The sequence below is a fragment of the Mycobacterium angelicum genome, from assembly GCF_002086155.1.
GTDB lineage: Bacteria > Actinomycetota > Actinomycetes > Mycobacteriales > Mycobacteriaceae > Mycobacterium > Mycobacterium angelicum.
Map to the genome: position 1 here is coordinate 66,958 of NZ_MVHE01000013.1, position 19,121 is coordinate 86,078.

Consider the following 19,121-nt stretch of genomic DNA (forward strand, 5'->3'; position numbering starts at 1 on the left):
GCAGGCCAGGTGTAGCGCGATGGTTGCCCGGGTATCCCGCCGGGAGTACCGGGCGCCAGCTAAGGGGTGCAGCTCAAGGGTGGTAGTGAACAACCGCGCGGCCCGCCGCCAGCCGCGGGCCTCAGGCCGGTTTACCGGCATCGTCGTCGGCGCCTGCGTCGTCCTGCTGACCGGCGGTGTGACCGCGTGTTCGGCACCGGGCTCGACCCTGGAAAGCGCACCTGCGGTGACCGTCACTCGGATCAATGCCACGCTGCACGATCCGGTGTGGTCGTATGCGCTGCACGCGCTCGTGGCGCCGACCGACGATCACCGGCTCGCGGCGGTGAGCCACGTCGGTGACGGTACCGCTCAGACCAAGCTTTCCGCGCCAATGTCATTGGGCCGCAATATCCAGATCAGCGATGCCGATGAGCGGCACGTGTTCGTGCCGCAACCCGAACAGGGACGGGTGGCCGTCGTCGATCTGGCCAGTCTGCGCCAAATCGACGACTTCGACGCCGGTCCCGCCCCGGCCTACCTCGCCGCCGACGCCGGGATGCGGGTGCTGCTTGCGCTGTCGCAGGACGGGTACGCGGTGACGCCGGTGGACCTCTACGGGTACCGCAAACTCGCGACCGCACGGGCTAAAGATTCGGCCACCACCATCGACGGCTCCAATCGCGGGCGTCAGATCGAGTACCACCTGTACGGGCCGGCGGGGATCCGCTATTACAAGGGATCGTCGTCGCCCCCGGAGAAGCGCGGCGATTTCGACATGGATGTGGTGGCGGCGGCCGGCGATAGCACCAAAGTCAGCCGCACCTACGTAGCCGACCGCAATCGCAACGTTGTGTACGCCGTGGACTCTCGCCGCGGCGGCGACGGGCTGGGGATTGTGGCATGCACGCAGGTTTCGTCGCCGATTCGCTACCTGGGCACTGATGACACCCGCATCTACGCGGCCACCGACCGGGACCTGGTGGTGTTCGAGACGGCATCGTTCACCGGATATCCGCAGGGGTCGATTCCGGTGCTGAGGACCGTCGACTACCGGCAGCAGCTACCCGACGACCCGGTTAGATCAGCACCCTTGTCCGGCATGGCAATTGGACCGGATCGGCTATACCTCACTCTGCAGGACCAGCCGTACGTGATCGGCGTTGCCAAGCCGCACCTATGACGACAGATGGGCCACTCGAGAAGACCACCACAGGAGGAATTCATGAGCGCGATATCCGAGCACCGCACCGCGACCGGCGTCGACGACGATCTGGAGTTACTCGGTGAGCAGATAACTGCATTGCGCGAACTAGGGCAGCGCGACGACGAGGTGAGTGACGAGCAAATCTACGATTTCAGCATCCGATGGGGCACGGCCCTGGCGGGGCGGCTGCGGCGGCTGGCGCACTACAGCGCGCTGGGCCTGCTCGACGCGGCCGACGAAGTCGGGTTTCACACACTCCGCAAGGAACTCAACGAGGTTTCGACGCTGATCGATCGATTCAAATTGTCCCGCCCGCGGCTGGCAACAGAGGTCAGCCCGTCACGCCGTCATCTGCGGACTGCGTAAGGAATTCGTTGTCGTGCAAGATGATAGCGGTGCGCGGCCGCGCGCACTCGCCATTGCGGCATGTCAACGCCACCATGTAGGCGTCGTTGTCCTCGTCGAGGAACAAGAAGCCGAGATACAAAGCGTCTCCGACGTCGAAATCCGTTGTGCCGCACGATTCGCAGTGCCCGCCGTTGGCGGCGATGTGCTGCAGTACCCGGTCGCGGGCCACCGGTTCCAGCGCGATCAGCTCTGGGCGCACCATCGCGTCGTCTGCCATCTCAGATCTCCACGTCCTTGTCGTAGTAGACGTTGTCCTCGCGCCAGCCGCCCTTCCCCTTGCCGATCCCGGCAAATTCGTCGACGAATTCGATCTGGTTGATCCACTTGGCCATCTTGAACCCCACCTGGGTTTCCACCCGGAGCCGCAGCGGCGCACCGTGTTTGATGGGCAACGGCTTGCCGTTCATCTCATAGGCGAGCAGCGTCTGCGGTTTGTAAGCCAGTTCAAGGTCGATCACTTCGTAGAACTGCCCGCCGCCCTCCGAGCTGGGTTCGTCGGTGCTGTTGTTCTGCATGGTCAGAAAGCAGATGTAGCGGGCCTGCGGCAGCGGCCGTACCAGGTCCACCAGTTGGGCGAGCGGAATTCCGCTCCATTCGCCAATGCTGGTCCAGCCCTGCACGCAGTTGTGCAGCACCCGCTGGGTCTGGTGATCAGCCAGTGCACGCAGCGCTGCCAGATCCAGCGTCACGGGCCGTTCGACGAGTCCCCCCACCCGCAGCCGCCAGTCCACGAAATTGTGTACCGCCATCACCTTGTAGGCAGTCGATGTCGGCGGCTTGCCGTTCACGCGGTGTTCTGGCGACAACTTGTCCGGCGGGTAATCCTGCCGGGAATCCAACGGCCGCAACAGAATGTGGCGGGCCGCACTGACGACGGCCCCCAGGACCCGCTGAACCGCAAACGGCCGGCGCAGGCTCCACAGCGTCGCCGCCACGTGGACGGCGACGACGACCCCGATGATCACCAGGGAAAGCACAGTGGCCCAAACGATATTGCGGACCGACCCGAAGATCATCGTTGCGGTGAGCTGGCCCCAGCCCCAGAAGAACACCATCGACAGGTGGATCACGATGAACAGCGCGAACGCGAGCAGCCCCAGGAAGTGCAGGCTGCGCGCCGATTGACGCCCGCCCCATAGCCGCACATACCAGGGGAACCGCGCCTCGATCGCCGGCGACTGTGCCGCGCCGGTAAGGATCATGAACGGCGCCAACAGGAATATCACCGCGGCATACGTCAACTTCTGGATGGCGTCCAGCGGTTCGCCGGGCAGCAGCGGCGGCAGATTGAACGTCAGGTAGGTCACGATGTCGTTCCACGCGTCGGAGAAGATCGACCACGAATAAGGCCAGTACCGGTGCCACTGGCCGGTGGCGAACAACAGGATGTAGTACGACAGCCCGACCAGAATCCAGCCGAGTACCGCGAAAAAGTGCCAATGGCGGCCCATTCCGAGTTGCTTGCGCCCCGGCAGCGCGACCAGTGGGTGATAGTCCTCTTCTTCGTCGAGAGTGTCGTAGAGCTTGTCCGTCGGCATCACCTTGCGGGTGAACCTCGCCCATTCGGTGCCGGGCTTGCTGTGCTCGTTCCAGTACAGCTTGGGGTGGGTGGACAGAATCTCGATACCGCTGCGCATGATCAAGGTGAGAAATAGAAAGTTCAGCCAGTGGTCGATTCGCAACCAGAGTGGATAGTCGAGCGTGGTCATGTGCGGGCTTCCCAACGACTGTCAGTCATGCCAGTGCCGCCGTTGTGGGTAGGCCACGTTGATGCCCAACAGAACCGACATGTGCAAGCCGATGAATCCCAGTGCGCAGGCAGCCGACAGCGACCCGGGTGCCAGGTCCCACCTTCCGGTCAGGCCCACCAGTCCGGGCAGGCTCGCCGCCCGGCTCACCAGGTAGAGGCCGAGGAAGATCACACCGATCAGGCTGCCGAGCTGCCAACCACGTTGCGGCACAGCAGGATTGAGCGCGAATGCCATCGCGGCCATCGCCGCCACACAACCGGCGATCAACGCCACACAATAGGCCACGAAGTACCCGGGCGGAGCCGGAGTGGCCACCAAGAGGTACACATGGACCAGCACCAGACCGGCAAGCAGCAGGCTGCCCGCGGCGGTCACGGCCCGCGGCAGATTGAACGCCACGTAACCGTTGAGGGTGAGCATCCGGTATATCCGGCTGCGTTGCCACGCCCGCCGTATAAATGCGCGCACCGGTGCTGCATACCCGGCCGCAAACACTGCAAACCACCGGGGTACCGCGGCGGGCCCGATGCGTACGGGCGCAAGCGGTTACGCCTCGTACGGGGGATATCGCCGCTGCTGCAAGGTACGCGCCAGATGGGCGGCGTTGCGGGCGGCCGCCGCGGTGGTCGAGGCGATCTGGTCGGGCACCTCATCGAGGTCGCTGTAGTCGGTGCTTTCCATCGCGGCGCCGTTCCAGTATGTGCAGCCCTGCGCCGGGATGCTGAACCCGATGTCGTTGAGTCCTTGAAACACGTCGGCGACCACTTTGTGAGCGCCGTCCTCGTTGCCCACCACGCTGACAATCGCGACTTTGCCGACCATCACCGGTATCCCGTCGTCATCGGTGTTGGACAATTCGGCATCCAGGCGCTCCAGCACCCGTTGGGCGATGCTCGACGGGTGGCCCAGCCAGATGGGCGTGCTGAGCAGCAGGATGTCGGCGTCGAGCACCTTGCTCCGGATGGCGGGCCATTCATCGCCGGGGCCCATATCGTCCTCGACCCCGGGCTTGATGGCATGATCCACGCAGCGAATCAGTTCGCACTCGGCACCCGCCTTCCGCAACTCCTCGAAAACCTGCTCGGCGATCAATGCGCTACTCGAAGCCGCGGGGCTGGGTTTGAGGCTGCATACCAGCCCGACGGCACGCAACGGTACTTGCGCCTGGTCAACCATGCCGGAGTTCATACCCGCCCTCGGTCAGGGCAAACCAGAACGGTTCGGTCTTGCCGGTCACGGGTACCCAGCGCGCATGGATCAGTCGCATGCGCCCCTGCTCGATGCGCTTCTCGACTATCACCGCAGCAACCGTTACGGCTTCACACCGCCGGGCCATCGTCAAGGCGCCGGAACCGACCCCCGGGTGCTCGCGGTCTTGGGCAAGGACCCGTTTCGCAACGACGTACTGGCCAGTGCCGGTCTCGACGACCGGTTGTCGCGCGGCGAATATCTGACGCGGGCAGAGGACTTGATGGCCAGTGCGGTTGGCGCGGACAAGGCGTTCTTCTCCACCTGCGGAAGTTCGCTGTCGGTGAAGGCGGCGATGCTCGCCGTCGCCGGCGGCAATGAGGGCGGCCTGTTGGTGGCGCGCGACAGCCACAAGTCGGTGGTCGCGGGCTTGATCTTTTCCGGGGTGCGGCCCCGATGGCTTACGCCCCGCTGGGATGCCGAACGCCACTTCTCTCATCCGCCCTCACCCGAACAAGTGCGGAAGGGCTGGGAGCGGCATCCGGATGCGGCGGGGGCCCTCATCGTCAGTCCGAGTCCGTACGGTACGTGTGCCGACATAGCGGCGATTGCCGACGTCTGCCACGAGCACAACAAGCCGCTGATTGTCGACGAGGCATGGGGTGCGCATCTGCCGTTCCACGAAGACCTGCCGGCCTGGGCGATGGACGCCGGCGCCGATGTGTGCGTGGTGAGCGTGCACAAGATGGGAGCGGGATTCGAGCAAGGGTCGGTATTCCACCTCCAAGGCGACTTGGTGGATCCCATGCAACTATCGGCGTGCGCCGACCTGCTGATGACAACCAGCCCGAACGTGATGATCTATGCGGCACTTGACGGTTGGCGGCGCCAGATGGTCGAGCAGGGGCACGAGCTGCTCACCGCCGAACTCGACCTCGCCGGCCACCTGCGCGACCGGCTCGCGGAAATCCCGGACCTCTTGGTTCTCGAAGACGAGCTGCTGGGCACGCAGGCTTCCTGCGATCTCGACGTGACACAGGTGTTGATGGACGTGTCCAGGACTGGGACATCTGGCTACCAAGCCGCGGATTGGCTCAGGGAGAACTGCCATCTGGACATCGGCCTCAGCGATCACCGCCGCATCCTGGCGACGATGTCATTCGCCGACGACAAGCACACCGCTGACCGCCTCGTGGCGGCGATGACCCAATGGCGCAAGGCGGCAAGCGAATTCGAGCCGCCGCCGTCGATACAACTGCCGGATCCGGATGAACTGCAACTGGAAAACGTGCAGCTGCCCCGCGATGCCTTCTTCGGACCAATCGAAACGGTGCCGGCGGCAAAGGCCGCCGGCCGTATCGCCGCGGAGCAGATAACCCCTTATCCCCCTGGCATTCCGGCGGTGGTGCCGGGTGAGCGCCTCAACGATGCCGTGATCGACTACCTGCGCTCCGGCGCGGACGCGGGCATGAACCTACCGGATGCTTCCGACCCGAGCGCACAGAATTTCCGCGTCGTCGCCTGACGGTTGCCCGGCCTGGTCACTGTCCGGCTTCGGCGCGCGGCCTCTTCGTCTTTGCCGCATCACGTAATTCGCGATTGGTGGACTGCAAGTCGGTGTTGGTGGCCGAGAGTGCGGCGTTGTCGTCTTCGAGGTTGAGGATGCGCGCAATGCCGGCCAAGTTGATCCCGGCGTCGACGAGTTCGCTGATCCGCTTCAGTCGCGCTAAATCGTCAGCGCTGTAGCGCCGCGTTCCGCCATCGCTGCGGGCCGGGGTGAGCAATCCGTGGCGTTCGTAGAGCCGCAGCGATTGCACTGCGACGCCGGAAAGTTCGGCCGCCACGGAGATGCCGTACACACCGTGATCGGCGGCCGGCGCACCGCTGTGGTCAGGGCGATCGGTCATTCGGACTCTTCCTTGCCTACTCGTGTAGAAAACCTGCTTATCACACTTGCATTCTCCTGTCGACAGTGTTATATAAAACCTATGTCGTGAGACATAGAAAATTCCACCCCCACAAAGCAGATTGGAGTAAGAGGTGACCACCATGCTGATGCGTACCGACCCGTTCCGTGAACTGGACCGCTTCGCCCAGCAGGTGCTAGGCACAGCCGCGCGACCAGCGGTGATGCCGATGGACGCGTGGCGCGAAGGCGAGCAGTTCGTGGTCGAATTCGACCTGCCCGGTATCGACGCCAACTCCCTGGACATCGACATCGAGCGCAACGTGGTGACGGTTCGTGCCGAGCGGCCGGCCGTCGACCCCAACCGGGAGATGCTCGCCACCGAGCGGCCCCGCGGGGTCTTCAGTCGCCAGCTCGTGCTGGGCGAAAACCTCGACACCGAGCGGATTGAGGCTTCCTATCAGGAGGGTGTGCTCAGGTTGCATATTCCCGTCGCCGAGAAGGCCAAGCCGCGCAAGATTTCCGTCGGCCGCGGCAACGGGCAACACGGCCAACGGGCCATTAACGACAACGAATCCAAACGCGAGGTCATAGACGCTTGATGCTGGTCGGCGGCGCGGTGGCTAATGGCGCTCGCCGAGAAGGCAGGCGCCGGCAGCCACCACCCCGCATCCCCGAGGCGTGCTAAACCCGAGGAGGAATAATCCGCGATGAGCTGGGATCTCGACGGCCAGTCGGCGGCCGTTGAACAAGCATTGGCCGGCGGTGCGCCGCAACGGGTAGGTTCGTTCCGCTTCTACTTCGCCGACCAGCGGTGGGAATGGTCCGAGCAGGTGCAGCGGATGCACGGCTATGAGCCGGGCAGCATGACGCCGACCACCGATGTGGTGCTCTCGCACAAACACCCGGACGACCGGGGTCAGGTCGCGGCCACCATTGGCGACATTCTGCACAATCAAAAGGCATTCAGCACCCGGCACCGGATTATCGACACCGCAGGTTCTGTGCATCACGTCGTCGTAGTGGGTGATCGTCTTTATGACGACCATGGTGCGGTAATCGGAACGCGCGGTTTTTACGTCGATGTCTCTCCGTTGCGTGAGCAACTACATGAGGACCTGGTCACGGCAAAGCTTGCCGAAATCGCCGAGAACCGTGCCGGCATCGAGCAGGCCAAGGGCATGTTGATGCTGGTCTATGACATCGACGAGGATGCGGCGTTCAACTTGCTGAAATGGCTCTCCCAAGAAGCCAACATCAAATTGCGCCTGCTGGCCGAACAGGTCTGTGCGGACTTTCGCGCCGCGGGCAGCGCCTTTGGCATGCAATCGGAATTCGACCAATTGCTGCTGACCGCGCATCAGCGGGTGCACCGCGCCGATGACACTGCGGTGGCGAAGTAATCTGCTTCAGTTCGGGGCGCCTTCGGTGTCGTCGAAGAACGACCAGTCGCCGTCGTCGTTGACCTCCATGCGCCAACCCAACTCGGAATTGTCAGCCACGGAATCGACAAACCAGGCGTGCGCATCCGCGGCGGTATCGATATCTTTGGTCGCAACGACCTCGCCGCGCGGGTTGAGTACTCGGTATTCAGCCATGCCTGCGTGATTATCCCGTCTCATGAATTTCAATCATGCGCGCCGCTCGCTCCCTCAATCGGGGGACACGGCGTTCCTCCTATCGGTGACCAATCACCCGACAGACATGGCCAGTGCATAACGGCATGGTTGCTAAGTAGTAGTCACGCCCATGTCGGACGTACTTAAAACCACACCCGCAAGGAAGGTTCCAACGTGAACGGTGTGAATGGGTCAGGCCACCGCACTGGACTACACATGAACGGTTTGGCCGCCGTCCCGTCTGCACCGCAGCAACACCATAACCAGGTGGCGCCATTTGGGTTGGGCGGCTGGGCGATCACCGACGAAGAGATGGGTCCCGCTTCGGACTACCCTCCGCACTACGGCGATCCGGCCGCCACGCCGATGCCGTGGTACGACAGCAATCCTGACATGGCCGTCGAGCAGGCCGTGCGAAATCTCATCGACGCGCTAGGCGTGGACGAAGGTGAGCACACCGCCCAGACGCCCGCCCGCGTCGCGCGAGCGTGGCGCGAGATGCTGTGGGGCTACAACGAGGTCCCAGAAGACCATCTCGACACCGATTTCCCCGCCCCCGACGACCCTGGACTCATCGTCATGCACGGGATCTCGTTCGCCTCGACCTGTGCGCACCACCTGTTGCCGTTCTCCGGGACCGCCACCATCGCCTACCGACCCCATCCCGGCCAGCGCATCGTCGGCCTGTCCAAACTGGCCCGCTTGGTGCACGGTTACGCCGCGCGGCTGCAGGTGCAGGAACGCATCGGACATCAGGCTGCCGCGGGAATCATGCGCAAGCTCAACCCGTCTGGGGCGATGTGCGTCATCACGGCGCGACACGACTGCATGCGGCTACGGGGTGTGCGCGAGCCGATCGCCGAAGCGACCACCGAAGCGCGCAAAGGCATGTGGCTGGATCACGAAATCACACTCATCCACCGCCTGCACGCGGGTGGGCGGTAGCGCCCAAAATCAGGCCGAGCGCGCGACGATCACCGGCATCCGGACCGAATTCACGACGGCGTTGCTCACCGAACCCAGCAGCATCCCGCTGAGCGCGCCCCGGCCATGCGTGCCCACGACTACCAACTGGACCGATTCCGACCTTTCGACGAGCTGCCGCGCGGGGCGGTCGCAGACCACGACCCGGCACACCGTCACGTCGGGGTAGCGCTCCTGCCAGCCGGCCAGGCGCTCGGCCAGATTGCGCTCTGCTTCCGCCTTCACCTTCGACCAGTCCAGCCCTGGCAACTCGACGACCTCGAGGTCGCTCCAGGCGTGCAGGGCGATCAACTCGACACCGCGGCGCGAAGCTTCGTCGAAAGCCACGGCCGTCGCGAGCTCCGATGCCGGCGACCCGTCGATTCCCAGCAGCACGGGGGCGCGCTGGGCATGCGGCATCAACGGATCTTCGTCGCGGATGACGGCGACGGGACAGCCGGCGCGCCGCACCAGAGTCGAACTGACCGAGCCGAGCACCGCCCGGGCCAGCGCTCCGCGCCCCGAGCTGCCGACCACCACCAGGTCGGCCTCGCTGGACAGTTCAACCATCGCTGGTACCGGTGCGGAGAACACGATTTCGCTGTTGATGGTGAGCTTCTGGTCCGCGGTGACGGCCTCTTCGGCGATTTTGACGGCAGCGGCGACGACCTTGCGGCCCTCGTCCTCCTGCCAAACGGCCCACGTTTCCGGGTATGGCATTGGCGGCCACGTCGCCACATCGGTGCTCACCACGTGGACGACCGTGAGCGGAATGTTTCTCATCGCCGCGTCACGAGCTGCCCAACAGACCGCGGCATTGGATGCCGGCGAGCCATCTACCCCGACGACCACGCCCAAGCGCTTGACGTTTGTGCTACCGCGGGTGGACATTTCAGCTATTCCTTCGATGACGCGTCGTTTATCGGCAGTGCCGTGACGAAAGGTGTGTCGACGCCGACCCGGCCCAACGCGTCGGCTCCACCTGGAGAACCGAGCGGAGCGTCACGCCCTGGCAGGACCTGGCTGAAGAAGGCGGCGTTGTCGACGAGATGCGCAACCTGGTCATCGGGAAGATCGCCTTCCCAATAAATCGCCTCAACCCGGCAGGCCGGCTTGCATGCACCGCAATCAACACATTCCTCAGGGTTGATGTACATCGTGCGGTCGCCTTCATAGATGCAGTCGACGGGACACTCCAGGACACAAGACTTCTCCGCGATATCCACGCACTCTCTACCGATGACGTAGGTCATGACTTCAAGGTACAAACGCGGTGTCGGACCGCGCGCCTACCGAAAGGCCTCACCGGCAGGGACCAAAGACCCTTCTAGCCTTTTTCCTGCGGCCGTACCACGATCACCGGCACTTTCACCGAGTGAGCCACCGCGGAGCTGACGGACCCCAGCAACATGCCGGGGAATCCCCCGCGCCCGTGGCTGCCGATCACCACCAGTTGGGCGCGTTCGGACGCCTCGAGCAGCCAGTGTGCGGGTCTGTCGCAAACCAGCGATCGCTGGACGCGGACATCCGGATACTGTTCCTGCCAGCCCGCCAGGCGCTCGGAAAGGACTTCCTCGCCTTGACTTTCACGGTCACGCCAATCCATGCCGAGTATCGGAAACACCCCGACATCACTCCACGCATGCAGCGCGACCAGCTCTACCCCCCGATGCGACGCTTCGTCAAATGCCAATGCGGTCGCAGCATCTGACGCGGGCGATCCGTCGATGCCCACGAGCACAGCAGCATTCGGCTCGATGACCGCGTCCTCGTCTGAATGAATAACCGCGACTGGACAATGCGCATGTTGAAGCAATGCCGTCGTCATAGAGCCCATCAACATACGTCCGAGCGCGCCCATGCCCTGGCTGCCCGCGACGATCATCGAGGCGTGCTTCGACGCGTCGATGAGCGTCGGCACCACGTCGGCGTAAATCATCTCGGTACGAACCTCGGGGGCCTCGGACTCACCGAGGCCGGCGGTCAGCACGGTGCGGGCCCGGTCAATGGCTTGCTGGGCCGCATCTTTCTGCCACTGCGGCATCTCGTCGTAAAGTTGGCCCACCGGCCAACCGACCACCACGGGCGCGACGGCATGCATCAAGGTAATCGGCAACCGGCGCATGACTGCCTCGTGCGCCGCCCAGACCACGGCCGCGTCGGATTCTGCTGAGCCGTCGACGCCTACCAGGATTCCGTGTTTCGTTGTGGTCAGTAACGCCATGCAGCTCACGCTATGGGACTTGGCCGCTTTTCGACAGGGTCAAAGGACCCTAGGAGCAACTTCACGGCGACGGTTGCGTTCCCGGTGTGCATCTGACGGGGGCCCGAGCTAGCGGAGAAGCCGCCAAATTGGCCTATTACCAAGAACTTCAACGTCGAAGCCGTGGTGGAGTCAATGGCTAGCCGGCGATGCCGCGTGGCTGAAGCCGCCCGATCAGGTAGAACGGCAGCGCGACAAATACAGTACCGCCGACGAGATTGCCGGCACCGGTCACGCATATGTTGGTCAGCAATCCATGGCTGCCGAACCCGCACCCGATCGCGGTGTGCGGCGCGGAAGCATGAAATGCGCTGAGCAACATGGGAAGACCGAGGAAGCCGACGTTGGCCACGACGTGCTGAGTGCCGCCCATGACGAATGCGGACGGGCCGTAGAACGCGAAACCCATCCGCGCGACATCGCTGCGGGCTTTGTAGTACAGGCACATAGCCGTCTGCAGGAACCACGTGCACAACACCGCCAGCAAGAAGGCTGTCACCAGTGGTTGGCCGGTCTTGTCGGCGCCAACGATTGCCGCCCGTGTCGCGAATGCGCCAAGGTACGGACCGCCCGCGGCGGCGCACACCGTGATAAAGACCAGGACCCCAACGAGATTGCCGGTCAGGCCGATCGCCAACAGCCTGAGGTAGCCGGCCCAATTCATCCGGTCATGCAGTACTGCCAGGAATCCGGCAGCCATGTCGGCGGTGATCAGCGACATTCCCGAGACGAGAATGAGCACGAAGGACATCCCGAACGCCAAACCCATCAACAGGCTCGCGATTCCAGGCGTGCTCACCCCGGTGCTGACCACCAACGACAGCAGGGTCCCGAACCCGACCATTGCTCCGCCTACCACGGAACGCATCAGAAAAGCCCACGGATGGGCCGATTTCTGGACTGCCATGTCGGCTATGCGGCACACCATGGCCCGCACGCTGAGCGGTTCGAACGGATCCTCGATGGTTCGATCGACGGCCAGCGCGAGTTGATCGCGCATCAGGAAGCCAACGCGCTGACCATGTCCACCCAGTCGTGCATCCGTCCCGAGTAGTACAGCAACGGAAGCGTGTCGTCGCGCCGTACCTCGCAAGCACGAATGAGCAGGATGACGTGGTCGCCGGCATCGTAAATCCGGTCTATGCAACCACTTACCGAGGCCGCGGCGCCGGCAAGCACCGGGCAGCCGTTGCCATCGGTGTCGAATTCGATTCCCTCGAAACGGTTTTCGCTCTTGCTGGCAAACCTGCGGGCAAGGTCCGCCTGATCGCGCGCCAGGATGTTGACGGCCACCGAACTACCCATGCGGAATGCGGGCAGGCTGCCCGCGCTGCGCGCCACGCATTGCAGCAGCAGTGGCGGATGGATTGACACCGAGGCGAACGAGCTGATCGTCATGCCGACCGAGCGCTCACCCAATCGAGTGGTCAAGACGGTGACGCCGGAGGGAAAGGCCCCCATGGCGTGGCGCATCGCGACCGCATCGACGGGGCCGCCGATGACCCACTCGCGGTCCGGTTGTTGGTCAGCACTGGCATTGATCGCAGAACTAGTCATGGCGGCCCTTCCTGAGGGTGTTGATCGTGCCGATAACCCCGACAATGTGCTCGTCGCTGAGCTTTTCCCCGTCGAAGACGCGGTTGAGCAGAATCTTGAGGTCGAGCATTTGCTGTAGGTAGACCAGGCATGGCGGGCAGTCTTCGAGGTGTTTGGCCACGATCGGACCCCAGCGCGCGGGATCCGAGTCAACAAGGTCGTCGACCAGCCGGACGAATTCGACGCAGTCGATCGGGGGAATCGTGTTGTCGTAGACGGTCATCGTTGATACCGCTTTTCCAATTGGTTGCGAAGGTTTCCTCGTGCGCGATAAAGCAGCGCGCGCTGCGCGTCAGTGGAGAGTTCCAGAACCTCGGCCGCCTCTTCGGCGGACACACCGACCAGGTCTCGCAGGATGACCAGCTGTCGCTGCCGCACCGGCAGCGCGTCCAGCGCCGCCCGCACATATCCAACGAGTTCCCGCTCCACGGTTTGGTCCTCGGGCAGGAACCGCCGCGACGGCGGGACACTCCAGTGACCGGCATCGGGGTGTCCGGCCGGGTGCATCCGGCCGGACAGCGGGTCGGCGGCGTCGGTGTCCGAAGTGCCCAGCACCTCGTGCTCGCGGATCCGCGCATCGCGGCGACGATGACGCGATGCGGTGCGTTTGACGATGCCGAACAGCCAGGTGGCCACCGACGAGCGACCCTCGAACGTGGCCGATGACTTGAGCACTTGCACCCAGGCCTCCTGTACCACCTCTTCGGCCGCTGCCGGTGAATTGACCATTGTGCAGGCGAAATTCACCATCGGTCGGTGGAAATCGCGCACCAAGCCGGCCAGCGGAATACCGCCGACCGTCAGCTCGGCTGTGGGCTCGGGAGGATCCGCGAGCGGGGTCATCGTTGACCCGGCTTGTCGTTCAGGGGCACCCGCCCAGTTCCCAACGCAATTGGGCCTCGGACGGCGACTGCACGGGAATGAACGCGGCCTCTCGGTAACGCCGGCTGGCCGGCGTTCTGCTCGCGTACCCCTTGCCACCGGCGGTACGGATCTCCAAAGCCGCACTGGCACTGGCGATCTCGGCCGCGGTAAGCCGCAACGACAACAATTCCTTCTTGCTGGGCGGGCGCGGCCCACCGACGGCCCCGGCCAGACTGGCCAACGTCGTCTCGGCCAAAGCCAGCTTGCCCTCGATCAGGTTGACGTCGGAAGTGAACACCGAGTTCACTCCCGTCAGGCCGATCCCGGTCTGGGTCAACGTGGTTCGGGCCAGCCCGATGCACATGGCCGATTGCAGGACGAGAAAGGTGGGGCGCACCGCGTCCAGGAAGCCGGTGAAGTCGGTGGACAGCACCTGCTCGTCGGCGACGTAGACATCCTTGAGCTCCAGGTACGACGAGGCCGTGCTGTCCATCGCCAGCAGCTTGAAATGCTCACCGACGGTGACGCCCGGGGCGTTCAAGAAGAACGGCAGCGCCACGATCAGTTTGTCGCCACGCTCGGTGCGTGCCGCGGTGACCAGGAGCGAGTCGTCGTGAAGGTTGCTGGCCCACCTGATGGAACCGCTCAGCAGGTAGCCCCCGACGACCCGTGCGGCGGTCAGTTCCAGGCTCCCGCAACCGGCGGCCTCCTTGAACGCCGCAGCCATGCCGGTGACTCCCAACGCGGTCCCGGCCAGCAGGGGCCGCGCCGTCATCTCGCTGAGTGGTGTTGCCGCCGTGAGCAAGTACTCGATTGTCATCCGGCTGGCCCACACCGAGAACCCGGTGCTCATGCATTCCCCGGAAATCAGCCGGATCACTTCGGCCATCTGCGGCAGCCTGCCGTCGGCGTTACCCGGGGCACCCACCCCGAGCAGACCGGCCGCCCCAAGCGCGGCAAAGCTGCGGCGGGTGGTGTGCTCGCCGCGGTCCAATGCGCCGGCGTGGGCACGAATGTCTGCCAGGACCTGCGAATCGAGCAGGTCGATCGCGGCATTCATGGTCGCGGTCACGGCGACACCTCCTGTTCGGTGTTGTTCCATGTGTAGTCGAGAAACTTGCCGTCGAAGGTCACAATCACCCGATCTCCCTGTGGATCCGCCCGACGCTGGACGCTCATCCGGAAGTTGATCGCGCTCATGATCCCGTCGCCGAATTCCTCGTTGATCAGTTCTTTGAGGGCCGGCCCGTACACCGACAGCGCCTCATGAAATCGGTAGATGGTCGGATCCGACACCAGTGACGGATCACTGCCCCGATAGGGCACCATCTGCAATGCGGTGACGGCGTCGGCACCGAGGTCGAGCAGCGCGGCAACGGTTTGCGCGTCCTGGGCCGAGAGCGGATGCTGACCCAGCAGGGCGGCCACCGTCCACACCCGGTCCTTGCCGATCGCCTCGGCGATCTTCGTCCAGGTCAATCCCTTTTCCACCCGCGCAAGCTTGATGGTTTCGGCCAGCTGCATGTCGGACCCGATGCCTAGCCGATGGCGAGCGTGGAATCGACGGTTGCCGGGCGGCGGAAGGTGTTGACCACCGGCGACCACGCGATCGCGTTGTCGTGAATCTCCCGCAGGGTCTTGTCGTCGGCATCCCCGGCCAGGGTGACGTTGCACCGGACCGCGGTAAAGCCCAGCACCTTGCCGTCCGGGGTGTCGCCGACGCCCCACACCGCGGAGATGTCGATGTCGCCCTCCATCTCGACCTCGATCTTGGTGAGGGTCACGCCCCGGTGGGTGGCGTTGGCCAACAGGCCGACCGAGATGCACGAACCCAACGCGGCCAGCGTGGTTTCCGACGGGTTGGGGGCGGAGTCATCACCCAGCAGCGCGGGTGGCTCGCCGACCAGCATCGGGGCGAGGTCGCGCACATAAGTCATGTTGCGGAACCCGGCCTCACAAACCGTTTTCGCCTTCAGGGTCTTCTTGCCCGTGCTGGGGTCAGCTTTGGCGTTGCAGGACAGTCGGTCGAGCCCCTCAGCATCGATGACAAGCACATCGGTCATCAAATTTCCTCCGTTCCATTACGGCTAGGTGTTGGTGGGTCTTACTCAGGCCTTTCATGGCCTTTCACGTCGTTAGTGTTCGGCGGGTACGCAAACGTGACGGCTTCCCCAATTGATTTACATGAATGAAACAAAGCGACGGTGACGGGCGGTTTTTTTGGCACCGTCCGGTCGCGGGAATGACTTCGGCACCGGATGCCGAAACACGTTGCCAACGGCCGTTATACGAAAACCCGCACACCATCGGCAAGGTAGCGATGATGTGCGGGTTTTTATTCAGTGTGGCGCTAATTGAGCTCAGCGCTCATTCGGCGTCCTCAGCACGAAAAAATGCGTTCGAGCACGTGGTCTCGGTCTCGCAGAACAGAAGTTCGTGGGACAAGCGGTCACCTCCTTCGCGGGCTGGGTTGTGATCACCGAGATTCGATTTGCTACGAATCCGCGGTGCCCCATCCTGCGCTCATTTGAATCCTTCGACTGTCCCCCGAACAGTGAACGGCGGGTTGAATTCCGGATCCCGCAGCAATACGACCCGCTGCGTCCCCAGATCGGGGGACGCGGCCGTCGACAGGCTTTAGGCCGCCGGCGCCGTGACGAAGTCGATGAGTTCCTCGACCCGGCTGATCAACTCCGGTTCCAAGTCATTCCAGTCGCGAACCGTCGAGCGGATGCGCCGCCAGGCTTGGGCGATGTCGGTCTGGTCGGCATGCGGCCACCCCAGCGCATCGCAAACCCCGTGCTTCCACTCGAGGTGGCGCGGCACAGTGGGCCAGGCGGCCAGACCGAGCCGCTGTGGCTTGACGGCCTGCCAGATGTCGACATACGGATGACCGACCACCAACGTGTCCGCGCCGCCCGGGCCCCGGCGCACCGCGTCGGCGATGCGCGATTCCTTGGAACCTGCAACGAGGTGATCGACCAGCACCCCGAGCCGACACCGCGGACCCGGACGAAATTGCGCCACGATGCCCGCCAAGTCGTCCACGCCACCGAGGTGTTCGACCACGACGCCCTCGATACGCAGGTCCTCCCCCCAGACCTGGGCGATGAGTTCGGCGTCGTGACGGCCTTCGACGTAGATCCGGCTGGCGCGCGCCACCCGCGCCCGCGCGCCCCGCACCGCGACCGACCCCGACGCCGTTCGCGTTGCGGCCGCCGGGGCGCGCCGGCGCGGGGCGGTGAGGATCACCGGCTGGCCGTCGAGCAAATACCCTGGGCCAAGCGGGAATCCGCGGGTACGGCCGTGCCGGTCTTCGAGGTCGACGCGGCCGTATTCGACTCGGACCACTGCGCCCACGTATCCGGTCTGGGCATCTTCGACGACCATCCCGATCTCGACCGGGTGCTCGACCGAGCGGGGTTTGCGCCGCGGTCCGTCGGCGAGCACATCGGTTCCATAGCGATCGTCCACGCGGGCAGTCTAGGAAGTGACTGCCTGGTTACGGGTGGCGGCGCGCCGTCCTGCTATCGAAAATGCTTGCGCCGGTGTTATTTCGGCACGTATTCGTGATTGCTGCCGACACCGCCGCGGCCCGTTTCGGGCTCGATGTCGATACCCCCAAGACCGGGCAACGGGATGTCGATGTGGGGGATCTCGACCCGGCCGAGCCCGGGAATATTGACCTGGCTGGGCGTCGTCAGATGCGGCAGGTGCCGTCCTTCGGCGATCAAGTTGTCGTCGATGAGGCGGCCCGGGTTCCCGCTGACGATGTCGGTCATGCTGCGCAACGATTCGCTGCCCACGGTGTAGTAATACGAGTGGTCGCTGGGATTCAGTCCGTCGGCACCGGGAACTTCGGCGCGAAAGCGGATCGACCCGAAGCTGTCTGCCGCCGGGTCGGAACCCAGTCCTGCCGAGGCACCCACCAGGTTGCCGAGCTCGTCGTTGAGATAGTTCTGCAGTGTCGAGCCCAGCTCGGGCACCCAGCTAATGGGATCGGTGGAGGCCGCACCCACGTAGACATGTCCGCCATCGGGAAGGTGGAAATCGGCGGCGCTGCGGGCCAGATCGGTTCCCGGGCAGCCCAGCAGGATCGCGTTGTTGGCGTGCATGCCGCTGTTGGCGAACGCGTCGGCCACCGTGGTGGATCCGTACGAGTGCCCGATCACGGTGATGTTGGCCGGACCGTTGTGTGTCACTGTCAAACCGTTGACGTCGGCGGCCAGCAGGTTGCCACCCTGGCGCGCCAAGGTCGTGTTGCCGATGTCGGGGTCACCGAAGCTGTCCGGTGTTTCATAGCCCATCCACGCGATCACCGACGTGCTGTCCGGGTCGGCCAGCCTGGATTGGTCGTAGAGCACGGCGGCGTCGTTGCGCCCTCCGGCCAGCCAACCGGCTTTCACGCTGCTGCCGGTACCCGGCACGATCACCGCCGTGTTGCGGGCCCAGTCGGGGTTGCCGATCGCGATGGCGGCCTTGCCTCTGCCCTGGAACGCCAGGGGGTCATAGGCCCACAACATCACCGGCCGGTCGCCGTTGTTTTGGCCGTCCGCGGTCCAGGTACGGTCGTGTTCTAGACCGTTCCTGGTTTGAATCGCGTTGGTGTATCTAGTGATATCGTCTGCGGTCAACCCATACTTGGCGGGGTCGCTGACGACCGCGCTGGGGTCGACACCGTTGAGCTTGGCCAGGTCCTGCACCCGGTGCAGGTCGTCGTTGAGCACCGCACGGTTGACCGGATCGCGCACCGCCGCCGGAATACCGTTGAGAATCCCCAGCTTTTGCGGGTGCGCGGCGATGAGCCGTTCCTTGTCCTCCTGGCTTAACGAGTTCCACCAGTTCTCGACGTCTTGGGTGGTTGCGCCGTCCGGCGGCAATTGCGGCATCTCCAGCTGGGCCGTCCTGCCTTGACCGGCAGTGAGCGGAAAGTCATCGGAGATGGCGTTGAGTTGCTGTGCGGCCCGGGCGAATTCGTGCATGGCATCGCGGATGACGCCACCGGCCTCGCCCAGTCTGATCCGGCCGGCGGCCAGCAGTGCCTTTTGACCCGCGGGTGTATTCGCCAGCCCGCTGAGACTGAACTTGTCGGCCTGCCAGGCCGCAATGACTGCGTCGAGCTGCTTGCGCGCGTGGGTAAGGGTCTGCCCGGCAGCGGTGATGACGGGAAACGCGTTTACCTGCTGGGTGTACAGGCGCTTGCGCTGGCCGTCCAGGTCGGCGCTGCTGATCTGGGCCGCGTCGGACAGATCGCCGGTCCATGGGGGCCAGGGCGGCGGCTCTGCCGGCAGATTAGGGACGCGCGGAGCCACCGGATCACCGGATCCCAGCAAAGCTTTCAACGCCGCCAGAGCGGCATCGATGGAAGTCCCCACTT

The 19,121-nt window shown here is 64.3% G+C and carries 24 protein-coding genes; 6 read left to right on the forward strand and 18 right to left on the reverse strand.

Annotation, left to right across the window (positions count from 1 at the left end; genetic code table 11):
- Positions 1–79 precede the first annotated feature (79 nt).
- Both BST12_RS11470 and BST12_RS11475 read left to right on the forward strand, forming a co-directional pair.
- A complete protein-coding gene (locus BST12_RS11470) occupies positions 80–1,162 on the forward strand; it encodes a YncE family protein (RefSeq protein ID WP_372511109.1) in 1,083 nt (360 codons plus the stop codon).
- A gap of 42 nt (positions 1,163–1,204) precedes the next feature.
- Positions 1,205–1,552 (forward strand): hypothetical protein, encoded by a 348-nt coding sequence (locus tag BST12_RS11475; RefSeq protein WP_083113241.1) that lies wholly within the window; start codon positions 1,205–1,207, stop codon positions 1,550–1,552.
- On the opposite strand, the gene BST12_RS11480 is transcribed toward BST12_RS11475, so the two are convergent.
- From BST12_RS11480 to BST12_RS11495, 4 genes are all read right to left on the reverse strand, one after another.
- Complete coding sequence (locus BST12_RS11480) at positions 1,518–1,811, reverse strand: hypothetical protein (protein ID WP_083113242.1); 294 nt, start codon at positions 1,809–1,811, stop codon at positions 1,518–1,520. The two genes, BST12_RS11475 and BST12_RS11480, sit on opposite strands and share 35 nt — an antisense overlap.
- Position 1,812: 1 nt before the next feature.
- Entirely contained in the window at positions 1,813–3,303 is a 1,491-nt protein-coding gene (locus BST12_RS11485; RefSeq protein WP_083113243.1) for a molybdopterin-dependent oxidoreductase, read from the reverse strand.
- 21 nt (positions 3,304–3,324) lie between these two features.
- Entirely contained in the window at positions 3,325–3,765 is a 441-nt protein-coding gene (locus BST12_RS11490; RefSeq protein ID WP_083113244.1) for an oxidoreductase, read from the reverse strand.
- A gap of 126 nt (positions 3,766–3,891) precedes the next feature.
- Positions 3,892–4,533, reverse strand: a complete 642-nt coding sequence (locus BST12_RS11495) for a flavodoxin family protein (protein WP_245850247.1) — start codon at positions 4,531–4,533, stop codon at positions 3,892–3,894.
- 64 nt (positions 4,534–4,597) lie between these two features.
- On the opposite strand from BST12_RS11495, the gene BST12_RS11500 reads away from it, so the two are divergent.
- Positions 4,598–6,058, forward strand: a complete 1,461-nt coding sequence (locus BST12_RS11500; RefSeq protein WP_083113245.1) for an aminotransferase class I/II-fold pyridoxal phosphate-dependent enzyme — start codon at positions 4,598–4,600, stop codon at positions 6,056–6,058.
- Between the two features lie 16 nt (positions 6,059–6,074).
- Here BST12_RS11500 and BST12_RS11505 read toward each other — a convergent pair whose 3' ends face one another.
- Positions 6,075–6,440, reverse strand: a complete 366-nt coding sequence (locus BST12_RS11505) for a MerR family transcriptional regulator (RefSeq protein ID WP_083113246.1) — start codon at positions 6,438–6,440, stop codon at positions 6,075–6,077.
- Between the two features lie 142 nt (positions 6,441–6,582).
- Here BST12_RS11505 and BST12_RS11510 point away from each other — a divergent pair, with 142 nt between their 5' ends.
- Positions 6,583–7,041 carry an Hsp20/alpha crystallin family protein gene (locus tag BST12_RS11510; RefSeq protein ID WP_083113311.1) on the forward strand — a complete coding sequence of 153 codons (459 nt, stop codon included), beginning with the start codon at positions 6,583–6,585 and terminating at the stop codon, positions 7,039–7,041.
- Between the two features lie 108 nt (positions 7,042–7,149).
- A complete protein-coding gene (locus BST12_RS11515) occupies positions 7,150–7,842 on the forward strand; it encodes a PAS and ANTAR domain-containing protein (RefSeq protein WP_083113247.1) in 693 nt (230 codons plus the stop codon).
- A 6-nt stretch (positions 7,843–7,848) separates the two neighbouring features.
- On the opposite strand, the gene BST12_RS11520 is transcribed toward BST12_RS11515, so the two are convergent.
- Positions 7,849–8,037: a hypothetical protein gene (locus tag BST12_RS11520; protein ID WP_083113248.1), complete on the reverse strand. Its 189-nt coding sequence runs from the start codon at positions 8,035–8,037 to the stop codon at positions 7,849–7,851.
- A 288-nt stretch (positions 8,038–8,325) separates the two neighbouring features.
- Here BST12_RS11520 and folE point away from each other — a divergent pair, with 288 nt between their 5' ends.
- Positions 8,326–9,003, forward strand: coding sequence for a GTP cyclohydrolase I (gene folE, locus BST12_RS11525; RefSeq protein ID WP_245850249.1), 678 nt, complete (start codon positions 8,326–8,328; stop codon positions 9,001–9,003).
- A gap of 9 nt (positions 9,004–9,012) precedes the next feature.
- Here folE and BST12_RS11530 read toward each other — a convergent pair whose 3' ends face one another.
- The 12 genes from BST12_RS11530 to BST12_RS11585 form a co-directional block, all read right to left on the reverse strand.
- Positions 9,013–9,912 (reverse strand): universal stress protein, encoded by a 900-nt coding sequence (locus BST12_RS11530; protein ID WP_083113250.1) that lies wholly within the window; start codon positions 9,910–9,912, stop codon positions 9,013–9,015.
- A 5-nt stretch (positions 9,913–9,917) separates the two neighbouring features.
- Positions 9,918–10,274, reverse strand: coding sequence for a ferredoxin (gene fdxA, locus BST12_RS11535; protein WP_083113312.1), 357 nt, complete (start codon positions 10,272–10,274; stop codon positions 9,918–9,920).
- Positions 10,275–10,348: 74 nt separating this feature from the next.
- Complete coding sequence (locus tag BST12_RS11540; protein WP_083113313.1) at positions 10,349–11,245, reverse strand: universal stress protein; 897 nt, start codon at positions 11,243–11,245, stop codon at positions 10,349–10,351.
- Positions 11,246–11,423: 178 nt separating this feature from the next.
- Entirely contained in the window at positions 11,424–12,284 is an 861-nt protein-coding gene (locus tag BST12_RS11545) for a formate/nitrite transporter family protein (RefSeq protein WP_083113251.1), read from the reverse strand.
- Positions 12,284–12,841: a flavin reductase family protein gene (locus BST12_RS11550; RefSeq protein ID WP_083113252.1), complete on the reverse strand. Its 558-nt coding sequence runs from the start codon at positions 12,839–12,841 to the stop codon at positions 12,284–12,286. Before BST12_RS11550 ends, BST12_RS11545 begins: the two co-directional genes overlap by 1 nt.
- Positions 12,834–13,103 carry a hypothetical protein gene (locus BST12_RS11555; protein ID WP_083113253.1) on the reverse strand — a complete coding sequence of 90 codons (270 nt, stop codon included), beginning with the start codon at positions 13,101–13,103 and terminating at the stop codon, positions 12,834–12,836. The genes BST12_RS11550 and BST12_RS11555 overlap by 8 nt, the downstream gene beginning before the upstream one ends.
- The gene (locus tag BST12_RS11560; protein WP_083113254.1) at positions 13,100–13,723 is read right to left on the reverse strand and encodes an RNA polymerase sigma factor; all 624 of its coding nucleotides are present in this window, start codon (positions 13,721–13,723) and stop codon (positions 13,100–13,102) included. The genes BST12_RS11555 and BST12_RS11560 overlap by 4 nt, the downstream gene beginning before the upstream one ends.
- A 19-nt stretch (positions 13,724–13,742) precedes the next feature.
- Positions 13,743–14,816, reverse strand: a complete 1,074-nt coding sequence (locus BST12_RS11565) for an acyl-CoA dehydrogenase family protein (protein WP_083113255.1) — start codon at positions 14,814–14,816, stop codon at positions 13,743–13,745.
- Positions 14,813–15,268: a cyanase gene (gene cynS / locus BST12_RS11570; protein ID WP_083113256.1), complete on the reverse strand. Its 456-nt coding sequence runs from the start codon at positions 15,266–15,268 to the stop codon at positions 14,813–14,815. The genes BST12_RS11565 and cynS overlap by 4 nt, the downstream gene beginning before the upstream one ends.
- A 14-nt stretch (positions 15,269–15,282) precedes the next feature.
- Complete coding sequence (locus tag BST12_RS11575; protein ID WP_083113257.1) at positions 15,283–15,807, reverse strand: OsmC family protein; 525 nt, start codon at positions 15,805–15,807, stop codon at positions 15,283–15,285.
- A 574-nt stretch (positions 15,808–16,381) separates the two neighbouring features.
- The gene (locus tag BST12_RS11580; RefSeq protein ID WP_083113258.1) at positions 16,382–17,218 is read right to left on the reverse strand and encodes a DUF3097 family protein; all 837 of its coding nucleotides are present in this window, start codon (positions 17,216–17,218) and stop codon (positions 16,382–16,384) included.
- 77 nt (positions 17,219–17,295) lie between these two features.
- Positions 17,296–19,119, reverse strand: coding sequence for an alpha/beta hydrolase (locus BST12_RS11585; RefSeq protein ID WP_245850251.1), 1,824 nt, complete (start codon positions 19,117–19,119; stop codon positions 17,296–17,298).
- Positions 19,120–19,121 lie beyond the last annotated feature (2 nt).

Coding starts and splice junctions, on each gene's coding strand:
- BST12_RS11560 (WP_083113254.1), bottom strand. CDS start 13,723: ATGACCCCGCTCGCGGATCCTCCCGAGCCCACAGCCGAGCTGACGGTC.
- BST12_RS11555 (WP_083113253.1), bottom strand. CDS start 13,103: ATGACCGTCTACGACAACACGATTCCCCCGATCGACTGCGTCGAATTC.
- cynS (WP_083113256.1), bottom strand. CDS start 15,268: ATGCAGCTGGCCGAAACCATCAAGCTTGCGCGGGTGGAAAAGGGATTG.
- BST12_RS11520 (WP_083113248.1), bottom strand. CDS start 8,037: ATGGCTGAATACCGAGTACTCAACCCGCGCGGCGAGGTCGTTGCGACC.
- BST12_RS11515 (WP_083113247.1), top strand. CDS start 7,150: ATGAGCTGGGATCTCGACGGCCAGTCGGCGGCCGTTGAACAAGCATTG.
- BST12_RS11475 (WP_083113241.1), top strand. CDS start 1,205: ATGAGCGCGATATCCGAGCACCGCACCGCGACCGGCGTCGACGACGAT.
- BST12_RS11500 (WP_083113245.1), top strand. CDS start 4,598: ATGGATCAGTCGCATGCGCCCCTGCTCGATGCGCTTCTCGACTATCAC.
- BST12_RS11480 (WP_083113242.1), bottom strand. CDS start 1,811: ATGGCAGACGACGCGATGGTGCGCCCAGAGCTGATCGCGCTGGAACCG.
- BST12_RS11575 (WP_083113257.1), bottom strand. CDS start 15,807: ATGACCGATGTGCTTGTCATCGATGCTGAGGGGCTCGACCGACTGTCC.
- BST12_RS11550 (WP_083113252.1), bottom strand. CDS start 12,841: ATGACTAGTTCTGCGATCAATGCCAGTGCTGACCAACAACCGGACCGC.
- BST12_RS11545 (WP_083113251.1), bottom strand. CDS start 12,284: ATGCGCGATCAACTCGCGCTGGCCGTCGATCGAACCATCGAGGATCCG.
- BST12_RS11530 (WP_083113250.1), bottom strand. CDS start 9,912: ATGTCCACCCGCGGTAGCACAAACGTCAAGCGCTTGGGCGTGGTCGTC.
- BST12_RS11495 (WP_245850247.1), bottom strand. CDS start 4,533: ATGAACTCCGGCATGGTTGACCAGGCGCAAGTACCGTTGCGTGCCGTC.
- BST12_RS11490 (WP_083113244.1), bottom strand. CDS start 3,765: ATGCTCACCCTCAACGGTTACGTGGCGTTCAATCTGCCGCGGGCCGTG.
- BST12_RS11510 (WP_083113311.1), top strand. CDS start 6,583: ATGCTGATGCGTACCGACCCGTTCCGTGAACTGGACCGCTTCGCCCAG.
- fdxA (WP_083113312.1), bottom strand. CDS start 10,274: ATGACCTACGTCATCGGTAGAGAGTGCGTGGATATCGCGGAGAAGTCT.
- BST12_RS11540 (WP_083113313.1), bottom strand. CDS start 11,245: ATGGCGTTACTGACCACAACGAAACACGGAATCCTGGTAGGCGTCGAC.
- BST12_RS11505 (WP_083113246.1), bottom strand. CDS start 6,440: ATGACCGATCGCCCTGACCACAGCGGTGCGCCGGCCGCCGATCACGGT.
- BST12_RS11485 (WP_083113243.1), bottom strand. CDS start 3,303: ATGACCACGCTCGACTATCCACTCTGGTTGCGAATCGACCACTGGCTG.